This window comes from Streptomyces sp. P9-2B-2 (assembly GCF_030406865.1).
In the GTDB taxonomy this organism is placed as follows: domain Bacteria; phylum Actinomycetota; class Actinomycetes; order Streptomycetales; family Streptomycetaceae; genus Streptomyces; species Streptomyces platensis.
Window position 1 is genome coordinate 2933410 of sequence record NZ_CP129126.1, and the last position, 24938, is coordinate 2958347.

A 24938-nucleotide genomic window follows, 5' to 3' on the forward strand; every position below is an offset into this window, starting at 1 on the left:
CGGCCCGGTGCGCGACCCCTCGCTGCGCAGGTCCGCCGCCCTCTTCCGGGCCTTTCTGCGGGAGCGGACCGACCCCGGGCACTGCTACCGGCTGCTCGCCCGGGACGCCGCCGACCAGATCGAACGGTATGCCCCGCTGCGGGGCGCGATCGTCGCCGATGTCGGCGGCGGCAGCGGCTACTTCACCGCGGAGTTCCGCCGCCGCGGCGCCCGGAGCTGGCTCTTCGAACCCGATACGGCGGAGCTGACCGCACACGGCCCGCCGTCCGAGGGCGCGGTGCTCGCCGACGGCTATTTGCTGCCGCTCGCCGACGGCGCCGTAGACCTCTGCTTCTCCTCCAACGTCCTGGAGCATGTCGCCGACCCGCAGACCTTCCTGAGCGAGCTGATCCGGGTCACCCGCCCCGGCGGGCTGATCTATGTCGCCTTCACCAACTGGTTCTCCCCCTGGGGCGGCCACGAGATGGCGCCCTGGCACTACTTGGGCGCCGAACGGGCCCGCGCCCGCTACCGGCGGCGCACCGGACAGGCGGCCAAACACACCCTGGGTGTCAACCTGTTCGCGGTGCACATCGGCCGCACCCTGCGCCAGGTCCGGGCCCGTGACGACATCGCCGTGGTCACCGCCCGCTCCCGCTATGCGCCGTTCCTCGCCGAGGCCATCCCCCGCCTCCCGGGCGTCCGGGAGGTCGCCACCTGGAACCTCCTCCTCATCCTCCGGCGGTTGCCATGACCCAGACCCTGAGGCCGTTCCCGTCCCCCGGATCGCCCGACGGCGGGGGCCGGCCGACGCCCACCCCCGCCCCGCCGCCCGGCCTCCCCCGGCGCAGACGCTGGCTGTTCGCGTTCTGGGCGCTCGCGCTGGCCGGCTTCCTGGCGTCCTCGCCGGGGAAGATGACGTTCGAGACCAAGCTGGGGGTGACGACCGACCCGTGGCGGTTCCTCGCCGACCTCGGGCAGTTATGGCACGACCGGGCGGGCCTCGGCGGCATCGCCGACCAGTACGTCGGCTACGCCTTCCCCACGCTCCCCTACTACGGCCTGGCCGATCTCGCCCATGTCCCGGTGTGGCTGGCCGAGCGGCTGTGGATGTCGCTGATCGTCACGGCCGCGTTCTGGGGTGCGCTGCGGCTGGCCGAACGGCTCCGTGTCGGCACCCCGCCGGCCCGGCTCCTGGCCGCCGCCTGCTACGCCCTGTGGCCGACCTTCACCCTCGTCATCGGCTCCACCTCCGCCGCCGCACTGCCCGGCGCGCTGCTCCCATGGGTACTGCTGCCGCTGACCAACACGCGGGTCAGCGCCCGTATCGCGGCCACCCGTTCGGCGCTGCTGATCCCCTTCATGGGCGGGGTCAACGCGGCCTCGACACTGGCCGCGCTGCTGCCCGCCGGCCTGTACCTGCTCTCCCGTACGGGGCCGCGTCGGCCGAAGCTGCTCGCCTGGTGGCTGCCCGGTGTCGTCCTGGCCACCGCCTGGTGGGTGGTCCCGCTGCTGCTGCTCGGCCTGCACGGCGAGAACTTCATGCCGTACATCGAGCAGGCCGACACCACCACCGCCACCATGTCCGCCACCGAACTGCTGCGCGGCGCCGGCAACTGGGTCGGCTACCTCCACTTCGGCGAACCCTGGCTGCCGGCCGGCTGGACCCTGACGGCCCAGCCGTTCGCGGTACTCGGCTCGGCGCTGGCCGCGGCGCTCGGCCTGGCCGGGCTGGCCCGCCGCGATCTGCCCGAGCGGCGCTGGCTGCTGCTGACCGTGCTGGCCGTGGCGCTGATCGCGCTGGCCGGGTACGGCGGCGCGCTGGGCGGGCCGCTGCACGCGCTGTGGCAGGACTGGCTCAACGGCTGGCTGCGCCCGTTCCGCAACATCTACAAATTCACCCCGGGCCTGGCCCTGGCGCTCACCCTGGGCCTGGCACACCTGCTCGCGGTCGCCACCGAACGCCGCGGCACCCGCCGGATCCCCGCCCGCCGGCGCCTCCCGCTGGTGACGGCGCTCCTCGTGCTGCCCGCCCTCGCGCTGCCCTTCCTCACCGGCACCGTGCTCCAGCCCGGCCCCTTCACCGAACTGCCCGCCTCCTGGGAACGGGCCGCGGCCTGGCTCCACAAGCACTCCCCGCACAGCCGCGCGCTGGTCGTCCCCGCGACCGCGCACGGCATCTACACCTGGGGCTCCCCCATCGACGAGCCGCTCGACGTCCTCGCCACCTCCCCCTGGGCCCAGCGCGACTTCGTCCCGTTCGGCACCCCGGGCGCCCGCCGCACCCTGGACGCCGTGGAACAGGCCCTGCTCACCGGCGCCCAAGTTCCGGGCCTGCGCGACTACTTGGGCCGGGCCGGACTGCACGACGTGGTCGTACGCAACGATCTCGACCCGGACCAGATCGGCTACGTCCCGCCGCAGACCGTCAAACGCACCCTCCAGGCGTCCGGCTACCGCAAGGTGGCCGCCTTCGGCCCGCTGACCACCGGCGGCCGGATCCCCGCCGGGGCACCCCTACAGGTCCAGGGCCTCTATCCGCGCCAGCGCGCCGTCGAGATCTACCGGCCGCAGGACACCCCCGAGCCCGGCCCGGTCACCACCCGGGCCGTCGCCGACACCGCGCAGCTCAGCGGCGGCACCGAAGCCCTGCTCCAGCTGTCCGCCGACCCCGCCCTGCGCCGCCGCGCCACCGTGCTGACCGGCGACCGCCACCCCGGCCTCGGCACCCCGCCGCTCCAGCTCACCGCTGACGGCCTGCGCCGCGCCGACACCCGCTTCGGGCTGGTCAACAGCAACACCTCGTACACCTACACAGCCGACGAACGAAACCACCCCGACAGCGTCCAGGACCCCGGCCGCCCGCCCCGGCAGATCCTGCCGACCACCGGCCCCGGCCACCAGACCACCGCCGTCCTCCGCGGGGCGACCTCGGTCACCGCCTCCAGCAGCGGCAACTGGCTCTTCCAGCTGCCGCAGTACGACCCGGTCCACGCCTTCGACGGCGACCCCGACACCGCCTGGGCGGAAGGCAGCGCCGGAAACCCCGTAGGCCAGTGGGTACGGATCGCCTTCCCCCGGCCCGTCACCCTCCCGTCCGCCCTGTCCCTGACGCCCCTGCCCGGAGACGGACTGCGGGCCGCCCCGACCTCCGTAAGGGTGCAGACCGACCGCGGCACCACGGAGGACACCCTGCGCCCCGACGGGACGCCGCAGCGGGTCAAGGCCCCGGCCGGCCGGGCGACCTGGCTGAAGGTGACCATCCTCGGCTCGCAGACCCCACGCGCCGGGCTCTCCGGCGCCGGCTTCCGGGAGATCTCCGTCCCCGGCGTCCAGGTCACCCGGCTGCTGCAACTCCCCACCGACGCCGAGCGTTCCGGCGCGCCCGCCGAGGTCGTCTCGCTGCACCGCGGCAGCGACCCGGGCGGCCTCTCCCCGGTCTCCGCCGAGGCCGGGCTGCACCGCCAGTTCCGCACCGGCCCGGCCGCCGCGTACCGCATCTCCGGCAAGGCGCTGGCCGTTCCCGGCCCCGCACTCGACCGGCTGCTGGACCGCATCGCACCGGAACAGCGGGACCGGATCACCGCCACCGCCGACTCCACCGCCTTCGGCTTCGGCCCGTCGCTCAGCCCCCGCAACCTCGTCGACGGCGATCTGACCACCGCCTGGATCGCCGGTGACCGGCCCACCGTGCATCTGCGCTGGCCCGGCCGGAAGAAGATCGACCAGATCGTGCTCGCCGCGGCCGGCGGTCTCGCCACCCGGCCCGAACAGATCCTGATCAACTCGCCGTACGGGGCGGCCACCGCGGGCGTCGACGAGAACGGCCAGGCCCGCTTCGACCCCCTCACCACCGACCGCCTCGACGTCACCATCAGCAAGGTCAAACCCCTGACCCTGCACAACCCGGTCGCCGGCCAGGCGCTCCAACTCCCGGTCGGCCTCAGCGAGATCCACCTCCCCGCACTCGACGCCTACCGCACCCCACGGCCCGCCGCCGACGCCCGCTTCTCGCTCGGCTGCGGCCAGGGCCCGATGCTCGCCGTCGACGGCGTCCTGCACGCCACCAAGGCCACCGGCTACATCCGTGACCTCACCGAACGCCGCCCCGTCGACGTGCGCTTGTGCGCCGGCCCGGCCCGTGACGGCCAACTGGACCTGCCGTCCGGCCGCCACCGGGTGGAGGCGGGCGACCAAGGGCCGCTGGCGCTGACGGATGTGACGCTGCGGCGGGGTGGCTCGGGGCGTACGGGGGCCGGGGGCGCGGGAGAGGGGAACGAATCGGCCGCCTCGGGTGTCGGGCCGGGGCAGGAAACCGCCTCGGTCGACGGGCCGGAGCGGGAAACCGCGGGCGACCGGGCGGGGAGCCAATCGGCCGCCTCGAGTGTCGGGCCGGGGCGGGAATCCGCCGGTCCGGTGCGGAAGGCCGACGCCGGGGACTGGTCGGGGGACCGCCGCCGCGTCGCGGTCGGCGCCGGCCGGGCCGTCTACCTCCAGATGCACGAGAACGCCAACGACGGCTGGCAGGCCACACTCCACGGCCGACGGCTGACCCCGCTCCGGATCGACGGCTGGCAACAGGCCTTCCTCGTCCCGGCCGGCGCCGGCGGCACCGTGGAGCTCTCCTACGCCCCGGCCGTCGCCTACGACCTGGGCCTGGCCGGCGGCGCCCTAGGGGTCGTGCTCCTGCTCGTCTCCGCCCTCGTCCGCCGCACGCCCCGGACCCCGCCGCCTCCGGCACCGCTGCCACCCGCCCCCTCCTGGGTCCTGGGAGTGATGGCCCTGACCGCGGTACTGGCCCTGGCCTCCGGCCCCTACGCCCTGGTCGTGCCCGCCCTGGCACTCCTGGCGTACTTCCGGCCACACCTCCTCGTCCCCCTGGCCCTGGCGGCGATGGTGAGCGCCGGAACCGTCGCGGCCCTCGGCGCGGGCGAACCCCACGCCGCCGGCAAGGGCGCGTTCAGCGCCACCGCGCAGGCTTTGGCGCTGCTGGCGTTGGCTGCGGCGGTGGTCAGCGTGCGGGGGCGGGCGCCGGGCGCGGGGCCGAACTGGGCCGAGCGGCAGGGGATTCGGCCGGTCAGTCCCGTACGGCCGACCGGTAGCAGGCCCGTACCGCCCGTACCCAGCAATCCCGCACCACCGACCGACCACAGCGGGGAGGACACCAGCCGATGACCGCACTGCAACCGGCCCGGCACGAACCACCCGACGGACCTGGCGCATCGCGCGACAGCCGTGGCACACCAGCCGACGGCCAGGTCGCACCATCTGTCGGCCCGGGCGCCCCATCCGTCGGCCCGCTCGCCCCGCCCGACGGCCGGGGCGAGCGCTCCCCCGCCCCCTCCCCCTCTCCCCCTTCGGGGGAGGGGGCGGGGGGTGGGTTCGGGGGTGGGGGGGAGCAGAGCCGCGGCAGCGTCGTAGCCCGCCTCCCCTTCCCCGTCGTCGATGAGATCTCCCGGCACTGTCTGGATGACGGCGAGCCGGAGACCGTACACATCGAGGTGCATCTCCCCGGCCGGGTCGACCCCGTACGGCTGCGCACCGCGTTTCACCAGGCGCTCGCCCGCCATCCGCGCATCCTGATGCGGCAGGCGCCGGTCCGCTGGTGGCACCGCCGCTACCGCTGGCAGCTCACCGCCACCCCGGACGTGGACCCGGTCGACTTCCCGCCGCCCGGCCCCGGTGCGCTGGCCCGCGCCCGGCAGCGCGCGCTCGACCACTGTCCGCCGCTGGACGCCTCACCTCCCGTACGGCTGGAGGTCATCGAGGAGGCGGAGGGCGGCACCGTGCTGCTGCTCACCCTCCACCACACCGCGCTGGACGGACCGGCCTGTCTGCGGGTGCTGGCCACCGCCGCCGAGCTCTACGGCGGCGCCGACAACTCCCCCGCCCCCGCGCCCGTACGCGCCCCCGGGCCCCGCCCGGCACCACCACCCACCGACCGCCCCCCGGCCCCCGGCCCCCGTCTCGCCCGCCCGGCACGAATCGCCCCCGACCCCGCCCCGACCCTGACCCGCGCCCCGGGCCCGGCTCCGGCTCCGGCTCCGGCTCCGGCTCCGGCTCCGGCTCCGGCTCCCAGCAACACTTCCCGACACGGCAAACCCGGCAGACCCAGCCACCCCAACAGGCCCAGCCGGCCCGACCAGCCTGACCAACCCAGCCAGCCCAGCCGCCCCAACAGGCCGAGCCAATCCACCCACCCCGGCAACCCCAACGCCAACGCCACCCACCCCGGCAACGGCATGCTCCTAACGCACCTCCCGATCCCAACCCGCCCCCACGCACCCCCACCCAGCCCGCGCCCTACACCGTCAACGATCAACTCCTCGTCGCCACCTGGCTGATGGTCGCCCGCTGGAACCAACTGCACGCCCCGGCCCACCCGCACGGCACAGCCGCCCCGCCATCCGCGGCGCCCGCCGCCCCCATCGTCGTCACCATGCCCGTCGACGACCGGCCGCGCGATGCCGGGATGCCCATCGGCAACGGCACCCGGCTGGTGTCGGTCGGCTTTGGCCCCGAGGAGCACCGGGACGCCGGGCCGCTCACCGCCGATCCGCCCGATCCGGACGCGGTGGCGCGGCTGCTGCGGCGCACCGCCGCCCGCACCCGTGCGCTCAAGGCCGCCGCCCCGAGATCTCAACTCGGGCTCTACGCCACGTTGTTGACCTCACCCGCCCTCCCCGTCGGGCTGCGCGGCGCGGTCACCCGTACGCTGCGCCGCGCCGCCGCGCCGTGGACCTCCACCACTCTCCTGTCCAACATCGGCCGGATCGCCTACCCGCTGGACTTCGGGGACGCCGGCCGGCCGGCCGCGGTGTGGTTCTCCGCCCCGGCCCGGATGCCGCGCGGGCTCACCGTCACCACCGTCTCCGTGGCCGGCCGGATCCAGCTGGCGCTGCGCTGGTCCCCGGCCCTCCTGGACGACGCGGCCGGCGCCCGGCTCGGTGACCTGTTCCGCTCCTCCCTCGCAGCCACCGCCTGGACCCCGCCCCCGGCCGGCGGAGCGGCGCGGTGACCCGGCCCCCCGCCACGCTGCGGGACTTCTACGAGAACCCCGCCGTGCCGGTCGCGTCCGGCGCCGACCGCAGCAGGCGGCAGGCACGGCTGCTGGCGCGTGCCCTGGGGCCCGTACGCTCCGGGGCGCCGCCCGCCACCATCCTGGACATCGGGTGCGGCGACGGTTCGGCGGCGGCCGTCGCGGCGGAGGTGCTGACCGGCCACCGCCTGGTGGGCGTCGACTGGTCGCAGGATGCCCTGCGCCGCGCCCGGGCCCGGATCCCCTGGGCGGTGCGCGGTGAACTCGCCGATGGGGGGCTGCCGTTCGCGACCGGCTCCGCCGACGCGGTCCTCTTCAGCGAGGTCATCGAGCATCTCGTCGACCCCGATGCCGCCCTGGACGAACTGCGCCGGGTGCTGCGCCCCGGCGGTCATCTGATGCTCTCCACCCCGAACCTCGCCGCCTGGTACAACCGCGGGCTGCTGCTCGCCGGGGTCCAGCCCGTCTTCTCGGAGGTGAGCATGCGGGGCATCCACGGCCGCCCCGGCACCCAGGTCGTCGGCCATCTGCGGCTCTACACGGCCCGTGCCCTGCGCGGCTTCCTCGCGGCGTCCGGTTTCGAGGCCGTACGGATCGCCGGTGCGCCGTATCACGATGTGCCGCGGCCGCTGCGCCCCCTCGACCGCGCCGCGTGCCGGGTGCCGTCGCTGGCCTCGATCCTGCTCGCCCATGCCCGGCGGGCAGGGGGGTAGCGCGGTGCCGTGGTGGGGCGTGGCGTCCGCGCTGCTCGCCAACGTCCTGTACAGCACCGGTTTCGTGCTGGAGAAGCGTGCCCTGTCGGGGCTGCCCGCGCTGAGCACCCGGCAGCCCGTACGGGTCGTCGGCCGGCTGCTGTCCAGCCCGTTGTGGCTGGCCGGCTCGCTCGCCCTGGCCGCCGGTTTCGCCGCCCAGCTCGCCGTCTACCGCACCCTGCCGCTGGCCGCCGCCCAGGGCTTGTTCGTCTCCGGCCTGGTCCTTTTACTGCTGCTGTCCTCGGTGGTGCTGGGCGAGCGGACCAGCGGCCGGGAGCGGCAGGGCATCGTGGCGATCCTGGTGGCGCTGGTGCTGGTCATCGCCTCCCTCCAGGGCGAGGACGCACGGGCCGTCGCCCGCACCGCGCCGCCCGCCACCCTGCTGCTGATCGCGGTGCCGTCACTGGCCGCCGGGCTGCTGCTGTACCGCTCGGCGGAACGGCGTGCCCGGCGCCGCCACCGGCTGCCGACGGCGGGTGTCCCCTACGGGGTGGCCGTCGGCCTCCTCTACGGGGTCAGCTCGCTGGCCATCAAGGGCGTCTCGGGTCTGCTGGCTCCCCACGACCTCCCGGCCGTCGTGGGCCGGCTGCTCCGCTCGCCCTACCCGTACCTCCTGCTCGTCACCGGAGCCGCCGGTCTGGTGCTGTCCCAGACCGCCCTGCAACGCTGCCGGGCGTCCGTGATCGTCCCCGTCTGCACCACCGTCACCTGCGTGTTCACCGTCGTCTGCGGCACCGTGGCGTTCGGTGAGCCGCTGCCCGCCGATCCGCTGCGGCGCGCGCTGCGGCTGGGCGGCACCGCCGTCGCCGTGGCGGTCCTGCTCGCGCTGCCCCGCCATGACCCGCCCGTCCCCGAACCCCCCACCGGAACCCCGGAGCCGCCCGATGAAGCCCGATGACCCGCTGCTGAAAATCCTCGTCTGCCCGCTCGACAAGGGCCCGCTGGCGCTGCTCGATCCCGGTGACGCCCTCTACAACCCCCGGCTGCACCGCCGCTATCCGATCCTCGACGGCATCCCCCAACTCCTGCCCTCGTCCGGCGAGCAGCTCAGCGACGCCGAGCACACCCGCGCGCTGCGCCGGCTCGCGGACCGGGAAGCGGGGTCGTGACGCTCGCCGCGCGGCTGGCGCCCCGGCTGCCGGGCCGGCTGGTGTCGGCGCTGGTGGCCGGGCTCTATCCGCGGTTCGAACCGGAGCTGCGGCGGCTCGCCGACTTCTGCCCGCCCGGCGGCACGGCCGTCGACATCGGCGGGTGGTACGGCCCGTGGACCCGGCGGCTGGCCCGGCGCGCCGACCGGGTGATCACTCTCGAACCGGTCCCCCACCTGGCCCGTCTGCTCTCCTCGGTCACTCCCCCGCATGTCGAGGTGGTGTCCGCCGCGGCCACCGACCACACGGGCTGCGCCACCCTCTGGCTGCCCCCGGGCGGCCGCGGCGACCGCGGGGTCTCCTCGCTCGTACGCCGGGAGCTGCACACCGCCGCCCTCGACGTGCCCTGCCTCCCGCTGGACGCGCTGGCGCTGGCGTCGGTCACCCTCATCAAGATCGACGCGGAGGGCGCGGAGCTGGCGGTGCTGCGCGGCGCCGCGCACACCATCGAACGTCAACTCCCGGCGCTGTTCGTCGAGTTGGAGACCCGTATCCAGCCGCTCGGGCCCGTACTGGACTGGACGGCCGCCCACGGCTACCGCGGCTGGGTGCTGCCGCACGACCGCTGGCTGCCGCTGGCCGATTTCGATCTGCCCACCCATCAGTCCCGCACCTGCCAGGTCGCCGAGCACGGGCTGCTGCGCCGCTCCCTCGCCCCGCACCGCCGCTACGTCAACTCCGTGCTCTTCCTCCCCTACGGGGAGCGCCCCGGACGGCCGGTGGCCCGCGCCGTCCACCACCATGTCCCTCATGGACCACACCACGGACAATGACCCGGCCGGCGGCTCCGGCGCCCCCTACGGGCTGCCCGGACCGGTCGCCTTCCAGGTCGTCCTGCTGCGCCGGATGGCCGACCACCACCCCGGCCTGGTCGAGGAGGCGCTGCGCACCCTGGGCGTCTCCCGCGCCGAGATGCGTGAGGCCAACCGCCGCTGGCAGGCGCGGATGCACGCCCCGCGCGCGCCCGGCGGCAGCCGGCCGTATCGTGCGCTGCTCGGCGCCCCCGAAACCATCACGCCCCGCCGCATCGGCGATCTGCGCTGCGAGGCCCTGGCCTGGCCGGTGCCGCTCTGGCCCGGTCTGCGGTTCGAGATCCTCACCGGCGCCCGGGACGCCGTCTGGAACGCCTGGCTCGTCCGGGCACCCGGCGCCACCGCCCCTGACCTGCGCAGCACCACGGATCTACGGCCCTGGTCCTGCACCGTCGACGAGGTCGCCCGCGCCTTCGCCCCGGCCCGCCCCATGGAGGGCAGCGCCCCCACCCGCTGGCGGCTGGCGTGCACCGCGCCCGGCCCCGACGGCACCCCGCAGGACATCGTCCCCGAATTCACCTGGGGGCTGTACCAGCGACTGGCCGGCTGAGGGCCCGCCGCACCGGTCTCTCCCCGCCTCATCACCCCTTCGCCGCAACCGCCCCGCCCCCGTCCCCCGAGCGGACCTTTCCAGCAGGCGGCGGCCTCCGCACGACCGGAGGATGGCGCACGAGCGGTCCCTGCGAACCGGCCGCGCGACCGCTTCGCCCATACCGGCCCATCGGGGAGGAATCACCCATGACCATCAGCCTCGCCCAATTGCGGCGCTGTTCGGCCGCCATCGACATCGGCGCGGCCCGGACCAGGGTGTATGTCAAGAACCAGGGGCTGGTCGTCGACGAACCGACCGTCGCCGCCATCAACACCCGCAGCGGGGCACTGCTGGCCGTCGGCGCCCAGGCCGAGGTGATGGACGGCCGCACCCCCGACTACATCCGGGTGGTGCGCCCGGTCTCCAACGGCACCGTCGTCGATATCGACATGGCCCAGCGGCTGCTGCGGACCCTGGTCGGCGACAAACTGCGCAAGACCTGGCGGCGCCGGCCCACGATGCGGGCCGCGGTCTGTCTCCCGTACGGCAGCGAACCGCTGGCCCAGCGGGCCGCCGTGGAGACGCTCACCGGGCTGGGGGCGCGGCGGGTGGAGCTGGTCGACACGCTCGTCGCGGCGGCGGTGGGCTGCGGGCTCCCGGTGGAGCAGCCCGAGGCCACCATGATCGTGGTGTGCGGCGCCGGAACCACGCAGGTCGCGGTGCTCTCCCTCGGCTCGATCGTCGCCGCCGAGACCGTGCCGGTGGGCGGCAACGCCATCGACCACGCGGTCATCCAGCATCTGCGGCTGCACCACGAGCTGATGCTGGCGGGCCAGGCCGTACGCCCGCTTCAGCTGATCCTCTCCGGTGGCGACGGGGTCACCCCGGGCTCCACCGAGGTGCACGGCCGGGACGTGATCAGCGGGATGGCGCGCTCCGTGCATGTCGACACCGAGCGGGTACGGGACGCCATCACCACCCCGCTGACCTCGATCCTCGACGGCATCGGGGCCGTGCTGCGCCGCTGCCCGCCGGATCTGGTGGCCGACCTCGGGGAACGCGGCATCGTGCTCGCGGGCGGCAGCGCCCTGATCCCCGGTCTGGAGCCGATGATCCACCAGGCCACGAACATGCCGGTACACACTGCGGACCACCCCGACACCTGTGCCGTCATGGGGCTCGGCGCCATGATCGAGGGCAAGGTGCAGTCGTTGCATCTCGACCCGATGGACCCGTAGCGGCCCGGCGGCCACGCCCGCACGGGAACCGGGCTCCGGGCTCCGGGCTCCGGGCTCCGGGCTCCGGGCCAAGCGACTCCGAACTCACAGCTCACGGCTCACGGCTCACGGCAGGCTCACCGGCCAAGGGCCCCGCCCGCCGAGGCCCCGCCTCACAGACTCCGGGCGTTCCAGGCGACCACCGCGGGCCGGTCGTGTTCGGTCCCCAGGACGCCGACCGCCCCGGTCTCGAAGGTGAAGAGGCCCCCGGCTGCGGGCGGCAGCCCGAGCCTGCGGGCGGCCAGCACCCGCAGGAAGTGCGCATGCGCGACCAGCGCCACATCGCCGTCGTCGGCGGCGAGCTGTGCCGCGATACGGGCCAGCACCCGGTCGGCGCGCGCCCCGACCTGCTCGGGCGACTCGCCCGGATGCTCCGCGGGCCCCTCGGCGACACCGTCGGAGAACAGATACCAGCCGGGCCGGTCGCGGTGGATCTCGGCGGTGGCGATGCCCTCATAGCCGCCGTAGTCCCATTCCCGCAGGTCGGCGTCGATCTGCGGACGGGCCAGACCCGCCAGCTCGGCGGTGCGCAGCGCCCGCTGCATCGGGCTGGCGTACACCGCCCCGATCTTCCGGTCCGACAGCAGCGGCCGCAGTGCGCGGGCCTGCTCCTCACCCGTGGCGGTCAGTGGCAGATCGGTCCAGCTGGTGTGCCGGCCGTCCCTGCTCCACTCGGTCTCGCCGTGCCGGACCAGAAGGAGGTCGCTCACGAGCCCTGCGCCTGCTGACCCTGTTCGTCCTGCGCCTGCTCGGTCTGCTGGGCCTCGGTGACCGACGCCCGGACCTCGTCCATGTCCAGCGCACGGGCCTGGCCGATGACGTCCTCCAGGGCCTCCGCGGGCAGCGCGCCGGGCTGGGCGAAGACGGCGATGTTCTCCCGGACGATCATCACGGTCGGGATGGACTGGATCTGGAGGGCCTGCGCCAGCTCGGGCTGCGCCTCCGTGTCGACCTTGGCGAAGACCAGGTCGTCATGCGTCTCGGAGGACTTCTCGAAGACCGGGCCGAACTGCTTGCACGGCCCGCACCACTCGGCCCAGAAGTCGATCAGGACGAAATCGTTGCCGGAGACGATTTCGTCGAAGTTTTCCTTGGTGAGCTCAATGGTGCTCATGCCTGATTCCCTGCTTCCGGTCTGTCGACGCTTGTCAGTCGGTCCCCGGCTGCGGTAACGGGATCACCCCGTGACGTATTCCGCACGCCGGACCGCCCGCACCCCTGCCCACCGAACGCGTTCCTAGACATCCGGATTCACGTGGCGAACCACACGCCACCCGGCCGGCCGACGCGGCAACCGGCCACCGCGCCCCGGCCTCGCTCCGCAGACGGTCAGACAGCGCCGCCCCGCGCGGTCACTGCCTGCCTCCGCCTGCCCGGCTCGCCCTAACCCTTCGCGTACTCCTTCGCCATCTGGCCCGCGAAGTCGTACAGGACGCACTGTTCGTCCCCGACGATCCAGGCATCGTGTCCGGGCGGGAGGACGAAGACATCGCCGGGTCCCACTTCGGACTCCGCGCCGTCGTTCATCCTGATGCGCATCCGGCCCTGGACCACGAAGCAGTTGTGGTGCACCTCGCAGCTGTCCGTCCCGGCTATCGGGCCCACCGACTCCGACCAGCGCCAGCCGGGCTCGAAGGTGGCCACGGCGAAGTCCAGTCCGGTGAGGTGCAGGGCTTCGAGGTGACCCCGGGGAAAGTCGCGCCGTTCATCCGGCTTGTCGATCGTCTTGACTTCCATCATGAGGGCTTCCTCCATCCGCCCCCCTGGGCAACCGTGCAAACCCCCGGTCCTTCCATCCTGCGCCGGTCCGGCACACCCGGCATCCGCGCGCTCCCGGCCCACGGCGCGGACGTTCCCCAGCGTTCAACGGCCGGATGTCGCCGGGGAAGCGCCGCGGCACGCGGTCGCCGCCCCCGGCGGTTAGCATCCCGACAAGACCGCCAAGAACGGAGCAAACTTCTGTGCGTCATCTGCGCGTAGGCGTCGCCATCTTGACCATGGGAAACCGTCCCGCCGAACTGCGGGCGCTGCTGGACTCGGTCGCCAAGCAGGACCTGCGGCCGGCCCACATCGTGGTCATCGGAAACGGCTCCCCGCTCCCCCCCCTGCCGCACGGCGCCGTCGGAGTCGAGCTGAGCGAGAACCTGGGAGTCTCCGGCGGCCGCAATGTCGCCCTGGACGAGCTGCGCAAGCTCGGGGACGTCGACGTGGTGGTCGACCTGGACGACGACGGCCTGCTGATCAGCCCGGACGTCTTCAGCCGGCTGGCGGAACTGCACACGCGCGACCCGGAGTTGGGGATCGTCAGCTTCCGCATCGCCGACGAGCGGGGCCGCACCCAGCGCCGCCACATCCCCCGTCTGCGGGCCGGCGACCCGACGCGCGGCGGCCTGGTCACCACCTTCCTGGGCGGCGGGCACTCGCTGTCCGTACCGATGCTGGACCGGATCGGCGGCTGGCCCGACGACTTCTTCTACGCCCACGAGGAAACCGACCTGGCCTGGCGGGCCCTGGACGACGGCTGGCACATCCGCTACGCCCCGGAGCTGGTGCTCCAGCACCCGTACACCTCACCGACCCGGCACGCCGTCTACCACCGCATGGTCGCCAGAAACCGCGTCTGGCTCGCCAAGCGGCACCTCCCCGCGGTCCTGGTCCCCCTCTACCTCGGCGTCTGGGCCGCCCTGACCGCCGTCCGCAGCCCCTCGGCAGCGGGCCTGCGCGCCTGGGCCGCCGGTTTCGCCGAAGGAGTACGCACCCCCTGCGGCCGACGCCGCCCCCTGCGCTGGCGCACCGTATGGCGCATGACCCGCCTGGGCCGGCCGCCGGTCATCTGAGGAGACCTGGCTGCGGCCGGTTGTCCATCGGGGACGGCCTGCTCACTGGTGGCCCAACGGGCTCGGCCCGCCCACCGGTCGTCCAACGGATGCACCCCCTGCCGGTCATCTAACGGGCTCGGCCCGCCCACCGAACGTCGGACGGACCGGGCCCGCCCGCCGGTCGCCTAACGGGTCCGCCCCGCCTTCGCCAGCAGATACGGGTCCGTCACCCCGCCCGGACAGACGAGCCGTTCACTGTCCCACCCCGCACGGCGGGCACCGGCCTGATACGCGCTCTCGTAGAAGCCGAGCACGGCCGCACGCGGATCGGCGGCGGTGCGGGCCTCGTCGTAGGGCAGCACCGCCAAGTGGCTGCCGCCCCGGTCGGCCCACTGCGCCGCCGCGGGCCGCAGCGGCTCGTCGGCCAGTCCCGCGGGCTCGGGAGCCGTGTAGGAGTAGAACGCGGGCGCGCCGAAGGAGTCGTCGCCGAACCAGAAGCCGAAGCTGATGACCTCCCCCGAGTACGCCTCCCGGGTCACCGGGTCGACCTGCCCGGGCTGGTCGACGTGCCGGTCGGAGAACCGGGTGTGCGCGATGTCGAAGGTGTGCCAGAAGTGGTGCACCGGGCTGACCTTCCCCGAATAGTCCGCGGCGAACTCCTCCAGCACCGACGCCACCTGGCTCAGCACCTGCCAGTAGCGCTGGGCGTGCCCGGCGTCGTAGGCCGCATGCTCGGTGTCCTCGGCGAACGGCCGCCCGGCATCGGGCAGGTCGAACGGCCGCGGCACGGCGAGCGCCACCCGGACGCCCAACGCGGCCAGCGCCTCCATGAGGGCGGCGTAGAAGGACGCCACCGAGCGGCCGACGAGCGGGAAGGACACCTCCCGGCCGTCCAGCGTCGCGACGACCAGTTGGTGCCCGACGAAGTCGAAGTCGATCGTGAAGATCGGGTTCCCGTCGAGCTGCCCCATGGGACGGGTGGTGATGCCCCGCCCAGTCAGATGGAACGGCACGTTCCACCAGTGGTTCCGCCGGGCACTGGCCGCAAGCCGAACCTTCCCGACGACCTGCGCAAAGCGATGGAGCGTCTCTTTGGTGTCCCGCCACTCGGCAAACGGGATCGGCGGAAACAGCTCCATCGTCATCACCTGCCCTTCCCGCCCGGCACTCCTGACGACCGAACGGGGCCTGGACGCCCAGACGACCACACCCGCAGCCGGACGGCACATCCTCGGACCCAAGAGGCGCAACCACCCGCAGCACGCACCCCTGGTCCCGCCACCGGCCACGTGCTCCCCGCCCAGGCCCCACAGCCCGGTTCTCCCGAGCCTCCGTGGCCTTCCTCCCCTGCTCACACCCGGGTTAGCGGGACGTCAGCGGAGCGGCAGCTTCGCGAGAGCGGCCCCGGTCAGAGTGGGTGACGTACCGAGGAGACCACGAACCGAAGTCCTGGGGGACGGGCATGAGGCCGGTGGCAGGCAGGCAAGGCCCGTCCTGGCCTCCACTCCCCCGGGGCCGACGTGCCGGGAAGGCGAAACACCCCGGACCGCGGATGCGCGTGCGGTGTGGTCCTGGCATCCCCACTCCTCCGGGGCATGAAGCCAGGGAATGGCGTACTCGGTGGCGTACCAACGACGGCATGCTTCGCCGTCCCCGGACCCGCAGGAACGTGGTATCAAAATCCCCCCACACCAAGATCAAACTTGTGTTAGATTTCCTCTCGCCGTAAAGGCCATGTGAACGATCAAGGGGGGATCGCATGAATTCACGCTTTCGTGCAGCAACTGCTATCGCATCAGTCGCTGCCCTGATGCCTTTCGTGACCGCAGCCAGCGCAAGTGCCGCACAGACGGGACGTGTGCACCGAGATCAGTAATGGTGTTCTGCCCATGAACTCGACGGGCAAGGGCACCTACATCGACGTCTCGTACGACAAGAAATCGGGAGGCTCGGTCTCCTGCAAGGTCGGCTACCTCCGGAGTGGCACGAACCACTGGAGTTCCACCAAGAAGTGCAGCACGTCGCTGATAGCTTCAAAGCAGTGGTCCCCTTCTGCCTCATGCAGCCCGGATGTCGGCCTTCTCTACTCGGGTGGAAGCACTTACCAGACTCCGCCCACGAGGAAGTGCTAGCGCTCCCACTTCCGGATATGACCTATTCGTAGGCATGTTCATTGTGGGCTTCACGGCACTGTACGTGTGAGTCCCTTCTGCCCCCTTGCGGCGTACCGCGAGGGGGCGCTGCACATTCACAGAAACACTTCAGGGGAGCTGCCCATGCTGGAAGCCGTGTTCAAAGGCCACACAGCATTCATCATTTCCGCGATCACCCTTTCCCTGGCCTTCTTCAGCGTTGCATTTCTCACTGCGAAGAAGAGAACGGATCGCCCGTTCCACCTTGCCTTGTGGTGCACCTCCATGTTGAGCGTCTCCTTCTTGACGCTGTGGACCACCGGAGGAAGTCAGGGATCCGGCAGGTGCGTGGTCAACCTGAAGTTCCTGGAGCCCTTCGGTACGGAACAGGGCCTGCTGAACTGCCTCATGTTCACACCGGTGGGCTTCCTCGGCGTGCTGGTCACGCGCAGGCTGCTGCCTGGCTTCGCGATCAGCATGGGGCTCTCTGTGGCGATCGAGACCGCTCAAGGCGCCCTTCCGGTCATCGGCAGAGCGTGCGACACCAGCGATCTACTCGCTAATTCTGCCGGCGGCCTCCTGGGTGCACTCATGGCCTTTCTTATCACGCGCACCCGCCCAAGCGAATTGACCGCCTGGCGGCTGAACGCACCCCGGGCAATTGTCACGTGGGTGGCCTTCAGCGTGATCATTGGTGTCGTCTGGTCAACCTCCATCCAGACACACGCCGTAAAGTCCACCGAGGCAGTAGGATCCGCCGGCGGCAATCAACGCGAGGTGGCGATTTCCGCCGTACATCAAGCGTTCGGCAACCACTACACGGTCGGTAATGTGCAATTTTCCTCCTCGCCGGACTCCGACAGTGGCACGATCATGGCGAGCCTGCCGGTCGGCTTCGTTCAGGTGAACTGGCCGGAGGGCAATGAGATCACGGCCAGCCTCGATATGTCGGACAGCGGAGAAGCGTCCGGCTTTCCAGTGCCTGGATCCCCGGCGCACATAAAGAAGTCCAACGAAGCGAAAAAGGTAGCAACTGCATACGCCGAGAAGCACTTCCCATGGGCCCTCCCCGGGAGCACGGCGGAAGTCTCCCCCGTGGGAGACAACGCCGCTCTGGGATGGATGGTCAGTTGGCGTAAGCATCTCCATGGTGTCCTCATGCCGATGCGCCTGGATGTTCAGATCGATCGCGCAGGACATGTTTCCCAGCTGTCGACCCGGAAATCCCCTGATGTCGACGTCCCTTCCATTCGCGTCAACAAGGAAAACGCCGCACAGCGCGCCATGCACTCCGCTCCGGGATGCCGAAAGGCGGAAGCGGGGGAACTTCTCGCGGTACAAGACAAGGCGAATTGGAATGCGGTATGGCGCATCTTGGTGACCTGTAAAGACTCCTCCATGATTACTCATGTGAACGCCCACTCCGGCGCGGTAGAGGTGAAGGAGAAGCACCCGGCTCCGTAGTTCCGCCGGAATGGAGTGGTGGCTCGGCCGGTGGGGCTCCTCGGTGCGGCCGAGCACGAGCCCGCCGGCCCCGCCAAGGGCAACGGTTGGCGTGCACTGAGGGCCTGGGTCGCAGTCACGTCCAGGCCCTCAGTGCAGCTTCACTTCGAGGGGCGTCCCTGCCAGGCAGGAGCGGAAACCGGCTCGAGCGCCATGGGGGCGCGTTTGCGCGTGCCGTTCTGGGCACGAACAACCGACCACCGGGACAACTCGCCGTCTCAAGACCCACCGGCCGCCGAGACGGCCAGGAGCAGGCTGGGTGCGTGCGGGGCCGCTGGGCATCACATGCAAGGACGTCTTCACCCGGAGGGGGCTACGCCGACATGGCGCGCCCTCAGAAAGCCGATGAGCGCGGACATCGTCGACTCGGCCGACCACATCCCTGGCAACCAAGGACTGCCGGGCTGCTGCGCGAGGGCATCACCTCGCGGCCGGTCGTCGCAGAGAACGGCATCAGCATCCCGCGTCCCGTACCGGGCACCGCTGGGAACACCTGAACCTGATCCGGCGTGAGCACGAGGGGCCGGCATGACTCTTCGCCTTCGGGGCGCCGGCACACCTCGGGGTCGAGGAACACCTCGTGGTCCTCAGCGCCCTTCTCCGGGCAGGCGGGTGATGCTCGAGGGATCAACCCCCGCAACGCCGGATCGGCGTCCACAGCTGACGGGAGGATGCTCCCCGGGCAGTCCATGGAGACCGGCGATGGCCTTCGGCGCACCGGCTCCGGGGGATGAAGTGGGCGGGCCTGCCATTGCGGAGATCGAGGACCCACGGACTGACATGACCGCGGGTGAGCCTGTCCCCGCTGCCGGACACTGACAGCACCCCCGAACCGCAGAATCGTCTGGCCATCAATGAACTTCGTGCAGTTCGTTCGGGCGTGGGCGGATATATCCGCCAGCAGCCCCACGTAGGCATGAGCAGAGCCCCGGAACTTCTCCGAGTCCGGCACGGGAAGGCGGGCCGGTCGTGATCGAAGCCGGGAATGCCCTCGCACAAGGGGCCGTGTGGCGTCTGTGCGGTGTGGTGGCTCTGCGAGACCTCCCCGAAAGGGAGGTTCCCGCAGGTCACCTGGATGCCGTGCGGTGGGGCGGGTGGGACTCGAACCCACGGCCGACGGATTATGAGTCCGCTGCTCTAACCGGCTGAGCTACCGCCCCCCACGGCGCGTCGCGCACATTTGTGCGCGCCGTCTGCCGCAGCATAGCCGCTCATACGATCTGTTGCCCGTGAGGGCTGCCGTCCGGCGACCACGCACGCCCAAGAGGACTTCGGTCACGGGGCGTTCGGTTCCATGGCACAAGAAAAAGGACCCCTTCCGGGGTCCTCGTTCTCTCTGCTCCCCCGACTGGACTCGAACCAGTAACCCTCCGGTTAACAGCCGAATGCTCTGCCAATTGAGCTACAGGGGACCGAGCTCCCCCGACTGGACTCGAACCAGTAACCTGCCGGTTAACAGCCGGCTGCTCTGCCAATTGAGCTACAGGGGATTGCTCTGTGTGCCTCGAATGCACCGCTGCCCGGTCTTCCGGACGGCGCGCGCTCGCTGCGACACATACATTAGCGCAAGCAGGGGGGTGCTCCGCCAATCGGTATCGCCTCAGGTCACCTCGGGTGATCTGAGGCCCCGGAGGGTAGGCGGGCGGCACAGCCCGGCACTCCGGTGCGTACCGGCACCGGACGGGACCGACGAGAGGAAGGGTGGAGCAATGCGCTACCGGCTCACGTTCATCGCGGGACTGGCCACGGGGTATGTGATCGGCGCACGGGCCGGCCGGGAACGGTACGAGCAGCTCCGCAAGGCCGCCCAGCGGATCTCCCAGAATCCCGCGGTCCGGAACACCGCCGAGTCGGCCGCGCTGACCGGGCGCGAGGCGGCGTCGAAGGCCTTCGGGACGGTGTCGGCCAAGGTCGGGGACCGGCTGCCGGCCTCCGTCACCGACCGGGTCCGCTCGCTGCGCGACCAGCGCGGCTCCCAAGAGGACGACTGGGGCACGAGCAACACCTAGGAGTTCCCCGGGTAAACCCTGACGCTGCTCCTATGCGTCGTATGGGGCATCATCTGAGGCCATGGGGATAGTCGCCGGATTGGACAGTTCGTCCGAGAGCACACAGATCGTCGTCTGCGATGCGGACACGGGCGCCGTCATCAGGCGCGGGTACGCGCCGCACCCCGTCGAGAAGGGGCCCGAGGTCGATCCACAGGCCTGGCTGATCTCGCTCGGGGAGGCGGCGGGCCAGGGGCTGCTCGAAGGCGTGCAGGCGATCGGCGTCGCCGCGCAGCCGCACGGTCTGCTGCCGCTGGACGTCGAGGGGAATCTCGTACGGCCCGCGCTGGTCGGCAATGACAAGCGGGCGCAGAGTGCGGCGGCGGATCTGATCGACTCGCTCGGCGGGCGGACCGCGTGGGCGCAGGCCGTCGGGGCGGTGCCGCAGGCGACCCATGCGGTGACCAAGCTGCGCTGGCTGGCGCGTACCGAGCCGGCGCACGCGGCGCGGATCGCGGAGGTCATGCAGCCGCACGACTGGCTGGCGTGGCAGCTGCTGGGGCGGCCCGCCCGGCGGACCACGGACCGGGGCGGGGCCTCGGCGACGGGTTTCTGGTCGGCGGCGACCGAGTCGTACCGGCCGGATCTGGTGGAGCTGGCGCTGGGCCACCAGGTGCGGCTGCCGGAGCTGCTGAGCCCGTCGGGGACGGCGGGGTTCACCCCGGAGGGGCTGCTGATCTCCGCCGGTACGGGCGAGACGATGGCCGCCGCCTTCGGGCTCGGCGTCGGGGAGGGCGACGCGGTGGTGTCGCTGGGCGCCTCGGGGTCGGTGTTCGGGATTCATCACGAGGCGCTGGTGGACCCGAGCGGCACGATCACCTCGTTCGCGGACGCCACCGGCCGGTATCTGCCGGTGGTGCACACCAGCAACGCCGTACGGGTGCTGCGCGGTGCCGCGGAGATGCTGGGGACGGATCTGGCGGGCGTGTCCGAGCTGGCGATGAACTCCTCGCCCGGTGCGTACGGCATGGTGCTGCTGCCGTATCTGGAGGGCGAGCGGACCCCGCATCTGCCGCATACCGCCGGGTCGTTGCACGGGCTGCGGCGGGACAGCATGAAGCCGGAGCATCTGGCGCGGGCGGCCGTGGAGGGCATGCTCTGCGGGCTCGCGGACGCGCTGGATGTGCTGCGGGGGCGGGGCATGGCGGTGCGCCGGGTGTTCCTGCTGGGCGCGGCGGCGGAGCTGTTCGCGGTGCAGGCGGTGGCGCCGGCGCTGTTCGGGGTGCCGGTCGTGGTGCCGCAGCCGGCGGAGTACGCGGCGCTGGGCGCGGCCCGGCAGGCAGCCTGGGCCTGGGGTGTGGCGCACGGCACGCTCACCCCGGCCGGTGGTGCGGAGTCCGGTTCGGGCGGCGGGTCCGCCTGGGTCGATCCCCCGCAGTGGCCGGCCGCCGCGAGCCAGGTCTTCGAGCCGGGTGAGGAGCTGGCGGTCGGCCAGGCCGTGCGCCAGCAGTACGCGGCGGTGCGGGACGAGGCGTATCCGGGGGCGTTCGAGCGGGAGGCGTGACGTCCCGGACGGGGCGTACCGGACGTGACGTCCCGGACGGGGCATCCCGGACGGGCATCCCGGGCGTACGGGGCGTGCGGGCCGGGCCCGGCGGGCTCAGTCGAGGTAGCCGCGGAGCTGGTCGGCGAAGGCGTGGTCGCGGAGTTTGTTGAGGGTCTTGGACTCGATCTGCCGTATCCGCTCGCGGGTGACGCCGAAGATCCGGCCGATCTCCTCCAGCGTGCGGGGGCGGCCGTCGACGAGGCCGTAGCGGAGCTGGACGACCTTGCGCTCGCGTTCGCCGAGAGTGGAGAGCACCGCGTCGAGGTGCTCGCGGAGCAGCAGGAACGCGGCGGATTCGACGGGTGAGGCGGCGTCGCCGTCCTCGATGAGATCGCCGAGGGCGACGTCCTCCTCCTCGCCGACGGGGGCGTGCAGCGAGACCGGCTCCTGGGCCAGCCGCAGCACCTCGCTGACGCGTGCCCCGGTCAGGTCGAGCTGGGCGGCGACCTCCTCGGGCGTGGGTTCGTAGCCGCGCTCCTGGAGCATTCTGCGCTGGACCCGCACCACGCGGTTGATCAGCTCGACGACATGGACCGGGACGCGGATGGTGCGGGCCTGGTCGGCGAGGGCGCGGGACATCGCCTGGCGGATCCACCAGGTGGCGTAGGTGGAGAACTTGTAGCCGCGGGCGTAGTCGAACTTCTCGACGGCGCGGATCAGTCCGAGGTTGCCCTCCTGGACGAGGTCGAGCATGGTCAGCCCGCGGCCGACGTAGCGCTTGGCGACGGAGACCACCAGCCGCAGGTTCGCCTCGATCAGGCGGCGCTTGGCCATCCGCCCCAGGACCACCAACTGGTCGAGGTCGAAGGCGAGTTGGGAGGAGATGTCGGGGGTGTTGGTGAGCTTCTCCTCGGCGAAGAGACCGGCCTCGACGCGGCGGGCGAGCTCGACTTCCTCGGCGGCGGTGAGCAGCGGGATCCGGCCGATCTCGCGGAGGTACTGGCGGAAGAGATCGGCGGACGGGCTGCCCGCCTCGGGGCGCGGCACCGGCTCCGGGGTGATCTCCTCGACGATCATCTCGGCGGCGGGTGGTTCGGCCTGCTGCGGCACGGTGAGCGGCTCCGCGGCCGGGTCCGGGTCGTGCTCCGTGGCGGCCGGCGCGTCGGCGAGGGTCTGGGTCTGCACGGGGGCGACCTCCAGGGTGATCGCTGCTGAGGCGGCAGAAAGGTCGGGCACGGTGGCGGCCGGGCCGCCGTCCGTCCCGTACGTCACAAGTGGTTCCGCGGGGGATTCCGGTGCGGTACGACCGGGCCCGCGGCGCACCGAGGACTCAGGCACCGCTTCTCAGTGTGGAGTACGACACACGCCCGCCACGAGGGGCGTGCGTGCACTTTTTGAGTCCGGTCCGTGACCGGACGGCTACCGCGGGGTGTTACGGGCCGGCGGCGCGGGCCGGCTCCCCGGGGCGGGCCCCTCGGGGGCTACAGGGCGGCGTAGCCGCGTTCGCGCAGGGACTGGCCGTACTGCTGGAGGACCCAGAGTTCGTTCTGGACGGCCGCGAGGTGTTCGGGGTCGGCGCGGGGGCCGAGGCGCTGGAGGGTGCCGCGGATCTCGGTGACGCGCTGATTGACGGCGGCGAGGCGGACGGCGACCAACTGGACGCCGGCGTAGGCCGCGTCGGGATCCCGGCGGGTGTGCAGCGGTTCGACGGCGAGCTCGGTGACCATGGCGCGGACGGTGTCGTCGGGGGCGGCCTCCCGTACCCGGGGGATGAAGCCCTGGTCGGCGGCGCCGGCCGCGGCACCGCCGGCGTCCTCGATGCACTGGCGGACGACGGCGTAGGGCGGGGCGGTGAACTCGTCGCCACCGTAGGCGTCGAAGGCCGGGGAGACCAGGTCGGGGCGCTGGAGCGCCAGCTTGAGGAGCTCCCGCTCGACGCGGTGGGCGGGGCTGCGGAGGTTGAGCGCCGGGCCGCGCGGGCCGGGCGCCGGGCGGGCCTCAGCGGGCGCCGGGGCCTGACCGCGGCGCTGCTGACGGCCCTGGTCGGGGCCGCCGTCCCGGCCCCGTTCGCGGGCCCAGCGGGCGAGCTGGGAGACGCGCTTGACCACGAACTGGGTGTCCAGGATGCCGAGCATGCCGGCGAGCTGGACGGCGGACTCGTGCTGGATGGAGCTGTTCTTGATGTGCGCGACGATCGGGGCGGCCTCGTCCAGGGCGGCGGCGCGGCCGACGGTGGTGTCGAGGTTGTGCCGGGAGACGAGATGGCGCAGCGCGAACTCGAAGAGCGGGGTCCGCGCCTCGACGAGGTCGGCGACGGCCTGATCGCCCTTGGCGAGCCGCAGATCGCACGGGTCCATACCGCCCGGGGTGATCGCGATGGAGGTCTCGGCGGCGAACTTCTGGTCGTCCTCGAAGGCGCGCAGGGCGGCCTTCTGGCCTGCGGCGTCGCCGTCGAAGGTGAAGACGACCTCGGAGCCGGAGTTGTCCATCAGGAGGCGGCGGAGGATCTTGATGTGGCCCTCGCCGAAGGACGTACCGCAGGTGGCGATGGCGGTGGTGACCCCGGACAGATGGCAGGCCATCACGTCCGTGTAGCCCTCGACCACGACCGCCCGGTTGGTCTTGGCGATCTCCTTCTTGGCGAGGTCGATGCCGTAGAGGACCTGGGACTTGCGGTAGATCGGGGTCTCGGGGGTGTTGAGGTACTTGGGGCCGTTGTCGTCGTCGCGCAGCTTGCGGGCGCCGAAGCCGACGACCTCGCCGGCGATATCGCGGATCGGCCACATCAGCCGGCCGCGGAAGCGGTCGATGGGGCCGCGGCGGCCCTCCTGGGAAAGGCCCGAGAGGACCAGCTCCTGGTCGCTGAAGCGGCGGCCGCGCAGAAAGCGGGTGAGGTGGTCCCAGCCGGCCGGGCTGTAGCCGACGCCGAAATGCTGGGCGGCGGCCTGGTCGAAGCCGCGCTCGGCGAGGAACTTGCGGGCGATCTCCGCCTCGGGGCTGTCGAGCTGCTCGACGTAGAACTGGGCGGCGGCCTTGTGGGCCTCCACCAGGCGGGTGCGTTCGCCCTGCTGGCGGCCGGGGGTGTAGCCGCCCTCCTCGTAGCGCAGGGTGATACCGGCCTGGGAGGCGAGGCGCTCGATGGTCTCGGCGAAGGAGAGGTGGTCGATCTTCATGACGAAGTCGACGGTGTCGCCGCCCTCCTGGCAGCCGAAGCAGTGGTAGAGCCCCTTGGCCGTGCTGACGTGGAAGGACGGGGACTTCTCGTCGTGGAAGGGGCACAGGCCCTTGAGGTTGCCGCCACCGGCGTTGCGGAGCTGGAGATACTCGGACACGACGGCGTCGATCGGGACCGCGTCCCGCACCGCCTTCACATCGTCATCGTTGATCCTGCCTGCCACGCGTGAATTCTAC

At 72.3% G+C, this 24938-nt stretch carries 18 protein-coding genes, 3 tRNA genes and 1 pseudogene; 13 read left to right on the top strand and 9 right to left on the bottom strand.

Annotation, left to right across the window (positions count from 1 at the left end; all coding sequences use genetic code 11):
* The first annotated feature begins 7 nt into the window (after positions 1-7).
* The 9 genes and pseudogenes from QT196_RS12810 to QT196_RS12850 all read left to right on the top strand — a co-directional run bounded on the left by QT196_RS12810 (position 8) and on the right by QT196_RS12850 (position 11500).
* Positions 8-733, top strand: coding sequence for a class I SAM-dependent methyltransferase (locus tag QT196_RS12810; RefSeq protein ID WP_168478979.1), 726 nt, complete (start codon positions 8-10; stop codon positions 731-733).
* Positions 730-5154: an alpha-(1->3)-arabinofuranosyltransferase family protein gene (locus QT196_RS12815; protein ID WP_290354933.1), complete on the top strand. Its 4425-nt coding sequence runs from the start codon at positions 730-732 to the stop codon at positions 5152-5154. Before QT196_RS12810 ends, QT196_RS12815 begins: the two co-directional genes overlap by 4 nt.
* A 275-nt stretch (positions 5155-5429) precedes the next feature.
* Positions 5430-6997, top strand: a pseudogene (locus QT196_RS12820) (condensation protein).
* Entirely contained in the window at positions 6994-7731 is a 738-nt protein-coding gene (locus QT196_RS12825) for a class I SAM-dependent methyltransferase (protein ID WP_266730810.1), read from the top strand. The pseudogene QT196_RS12820 and the gene QT196_RS12825 overlap by 4 nt, the downstream one beginning before the upstream one ends.
* A complete protein-coding gene (locus QT196_RS12830; RefSeq protein ID WP_266730812.1) occupies positions 7709-8668 on the top strand; it encodes a DMT family transporter in 960 nt (319 codons plus the stop codon). Before QT196_RS12825 ends, QT196_RS12830 begins: the two co-directional genes overlap by 23 nt.
* Positions 8655-8879: a Trm112 family protein gene (locus QT196_RS12835; protein ID WP_168478980.1), complete on the top strand. Its 225-nt coding sequence runs from the start codon at positions 8655-8657 to the stop codon at positions 8877-8879. The genes QT196_RS12830 and QT196_RS12835 overlap by 14 nt, the downstream gene beginning before the upstream one ends.
* Complete coding sequence (locus tag QT196_RS12840) at positions 8876-9691, top strand: FkbM family methyltransferase (protein ID WP_266730814.1); 816 nt, start codon at positions 8876-8878, stop codon at positions 9689-9691. The genes QT196_RS12835 and QT196_RS12840 overlap by 4 nt, the downstream gene beginning before the upstream one ends.
* Positions 9669-10280 (top strand): hypothetical protein, encoded by a 612-nt coding sequence (locus QT196_RS12845; RefSeq protein ID WP_290354934.1) that lies wholly within the window; start codon positions 9669-9671, stop codon positions 10278-10280. Before QT196_RS12840 ends, QT196_RS12845 begins: the two co-directional genes overlap by 23 nt.
* A 188-nt stretch (positions 10281-10468) precedes the next feature.
* Entirely contained in the window at positions 10469-11500 is a 1032-nt protein-coding gene (locus QT196_RS12850; protein WP_290354935.1) for a rod shape-determining protein, read from the top strand.
* Positions 11501-11652: 152 nt separating this feature from the next.
* On the opposite strand, the gene QT196_RS12855 is transcribed toward QT196_RS12850, so the two are convergent.
* The 3 genes from QT196_RS12855 to QT196_RS12865 form a co-directional block, all read right to left on the bottom strand.
* Positions 11653-12249 (bottom strand): histidine phosphatase family protein, encoded by a 597-nt coding sequence (locus QT196_RS12855; protein WP_266730818.1) that lies wholly within the window; start codon positions 12247-12249, stop codon positions 11653-11655.
* Positions 12246-12653 carry a thioredoxin gene (trxA, locus tag QT196_RS12860; protein ID WP_168478984.1) on the bottom strand — a complete coding sequence of 136 codons (408 nt, stop codon included), beginning with the start codon at positions 12651-12653 and terminating at the stop codon, positions 12246-12248. The genes QT196_RS12855 and trxA overlap by 4 nt, the downstream gene beginning before the upstream one ends.
* 269 nt (positions 12654-12922) lie before the next feature.
* Positions 12923-13279: a cupin domain-containing protein gene (locus QT196_RS12865; RefSeq protein ID WP_168478985.1), complete on the bottom strand. Its 357-nt coding sequence runs from the start codon at positions 13277-13279 to the stop codon at positions 12923-12925.
* A gap of 221 nt (positions 13280-13500) precedes the next feature.
* On the opposite strand from QT196_RS12865, the gene QT196_RS12870 reads away from it, so the two are divergent.
* Positions 13501-14376 (top strand): glycosyltransferase family 2 protein, encoded by an 876-nt coding sequence (locus tag QT196_RS12870; protein WP_168478986.1) that lies wholly within the window; start codon positions 13501-13503, stop codon positions 14374-14376.
* A gap of 167 nt (positions 14377-14543) precedes the next feature.
* On the opposite strand, the gene QT196_RS12875 is transcribed toward QT196_RS12870, so the two are convergent.
* Positions 14544-15497 (bottom strand): DUF5996 family protein, encoded by a 954-nt coding sequence (locus QT196_RS12875; RefSeq protein WP_266730822.1) that lies wholly within the window; start codon positions 15495-15497, stop codon positions 14544-14546.
* Positions 15498-16634: 1137 nt separating this feature from the next.
* Here QT196_RS12875 and QT196_RS12880 point away from each other — a divergent pair.
* Positions 16635-17954 (top strand): VanZ family protein, encoded by a 1320-nt coding sequence (locus tag QT196_RS12880; RefSeq protein ID WP_168478988.1) that lies wholly within the window; start codon positions 16635-16637, stop codon positions 17952-17954.
* A 1125-nt stretch (positions 17955-19079) separates the two neighbouring features.
* On the opposite strand, the gene QT196_RS12885 is transcribed toward QT196_RS12880, so the two are convergent.
* The 3 genes from QT196_RS12885 to QT196_RS12895 all read right to left on the bottom strand — a co-directional run bounded on the left by QT196_RS12885 (position 19080) and on the right by QT196_RS12895 (position 19483).
* Positions 19080-19153: transfer RNA gene (locus tag QT196_RS12885), tRNA-Ile, on the bottom strand.
* Positions 19154-19332: 179 nt separating this feature from the next.
* Positions 19333-19405 (bottom strand) — tRNA-Asn (locus tag QT196_RS12890).
* 5 nt (positions 19406-19410) lie between these two features.
* A tRNA-Asn gene (locus QT196_RS12895) sits at positions 19411-19483 on the bottom strand.
* A gap of 219 nt (positions 19484-19702) precedes the next feature.
* Here QT196_RS12895 and QT196_RS12900 point away from each other — a divergent pair.
* Together QT196_RS12900 and QT196_RS12905 are read left to right on the top strand one after the other, a co-directional pair.
* The gene (locus QT196_RS12900; protein ID WP_168478990.1) at positions 19703-20002 is read left to right on the top strand and encodes a YtxH domain-containing protein; all 300 of its coding nucleotides are present in this window, start codon (positions 19703-19705) and stop codon (positions 20000-20002) included.
* A 61-nt stretch (positions 20003-20063) separates the two neighbouring features.
* Positions 20064-21545 (top strand): FGGY family carbohydrate kinase, encoded by a 1482-nt coding sequence (locus QT196_RS12905; protein ID WP_168478991.1) that lies wholly within the window; start codon positions 20064-20066, stop codon positions 21543-21545.
* A gap of 96 nt (positions 21546-21641) precedes the next feature.
* Here QT196_RS12905 and QT196_RS12910 read toward each other — a convergent pair whose 3' ends face one another.
* Positions 21642-22865 (bottom strand): sigma-70 family RNA polymerase sigma factor, encoded by a 1224-nt coding sequence (locus QT196_RS12910; protein WP_290354936.1) that lies wholly within the window; start codon positions 22863-22865, stop codon positions 21642-21644.
* Positions 22866-23008: 143 nt separating this feature from the next.
* A complete protein-coding gene (gene dnaG, locus QT196_RS12915) occupies positions 23009-24925 on the bottom strand; it encodes a DNA primase (protein WP_168478993.1) in 1917 nt (638 codons plus the stop codon).
* Positions 24926-24938 lie beyond the last annotated feature (13 nt).

What these genes read in the sequence shown, in the direction of transcription:
- QT196_RS12815 (WP_290354933.1), top strand. Translation starts at nt 730, where the DNA reads ATGACCCAGACCCTGAGGCCGTTCCCGTCCCCCGGATCGCCCGACGGC.
- QT196_RS12830 (WP_266730812.1), top strand. Translation starts at nt 7,709, where the DNA reads ATGCCCGGCGGGCAGGGGGGTAGCGCGGTGCCGTGGTGGGGCGTGGCG.
- QT196_RS12835 (WP_168478980.1), top strand. Translation starts at nt 8,655, where the DNA reads ATGAAGCCCGATGACCCGCTGCTGAAAATCCTCGTCTGCCCGCTCGAC.
- QT196_RS12845 (WP_290354934.1), top strand. Translation starts at nt 9,669, where the DNA reads ATGGACCACACCACGGACAATGACCCGGCCGGCGGCTCCGGCGCCCCC.
- QT196_RS12850 (WP_290354935.1), top strand. Translation starts at nt 10,469, where the DNA reads ATGACCATCAGCCTCGCCCAATTGCGGCGCTGTTCGGCCGCCATCGAC.
- trxA (WP_168478984.1), bottom strand. Translation starts at nt 12,653, where the DNA reads ATGAGCACCATTGAGCTCACCAAGGAAAACTTCGACGAAATCGTCTCC.
- QT196_RS12865 (WP_168478985.1), bottom strand. Translation starts at nt 13,279, where the DNA reads ATGATGGAAGTCAAGACGATCGACAAGCCGGATGAACGGCGCGACTTT.
- QT196_RS12875 (WP_266730822.1), bottom strand. Translation starts at nt 15,497, where the DNA reads ATGGAGCTGTTTCCGCCGATCCCGTTTGCCGAGTGGCGGGACACCAAA.
- QT196_RS12880 (WP_168478988.1), top strand. Translation starts at nt 16,635, where the DNA reads ATGCTGGAAGCCGTGTTCAAAGGCCACACAGCATTCATCATTTCCGCG.
- QT196_RS12900 (WP_168478990.1), top strand. Translation starts at nt 19,703, where the DNA reads ATGCGCTACCGGCTCACGTTCATCGCGGGACTGGCCACGGGGTATGTG.
- QT196_RS12905 (WP_168478991.1), top strand. Translation starts at nt 20,064, where the DNA reads ATGGGGATAGTCGCCGGATTGGACAGTTCGTCCGAGAGCACACAGATC.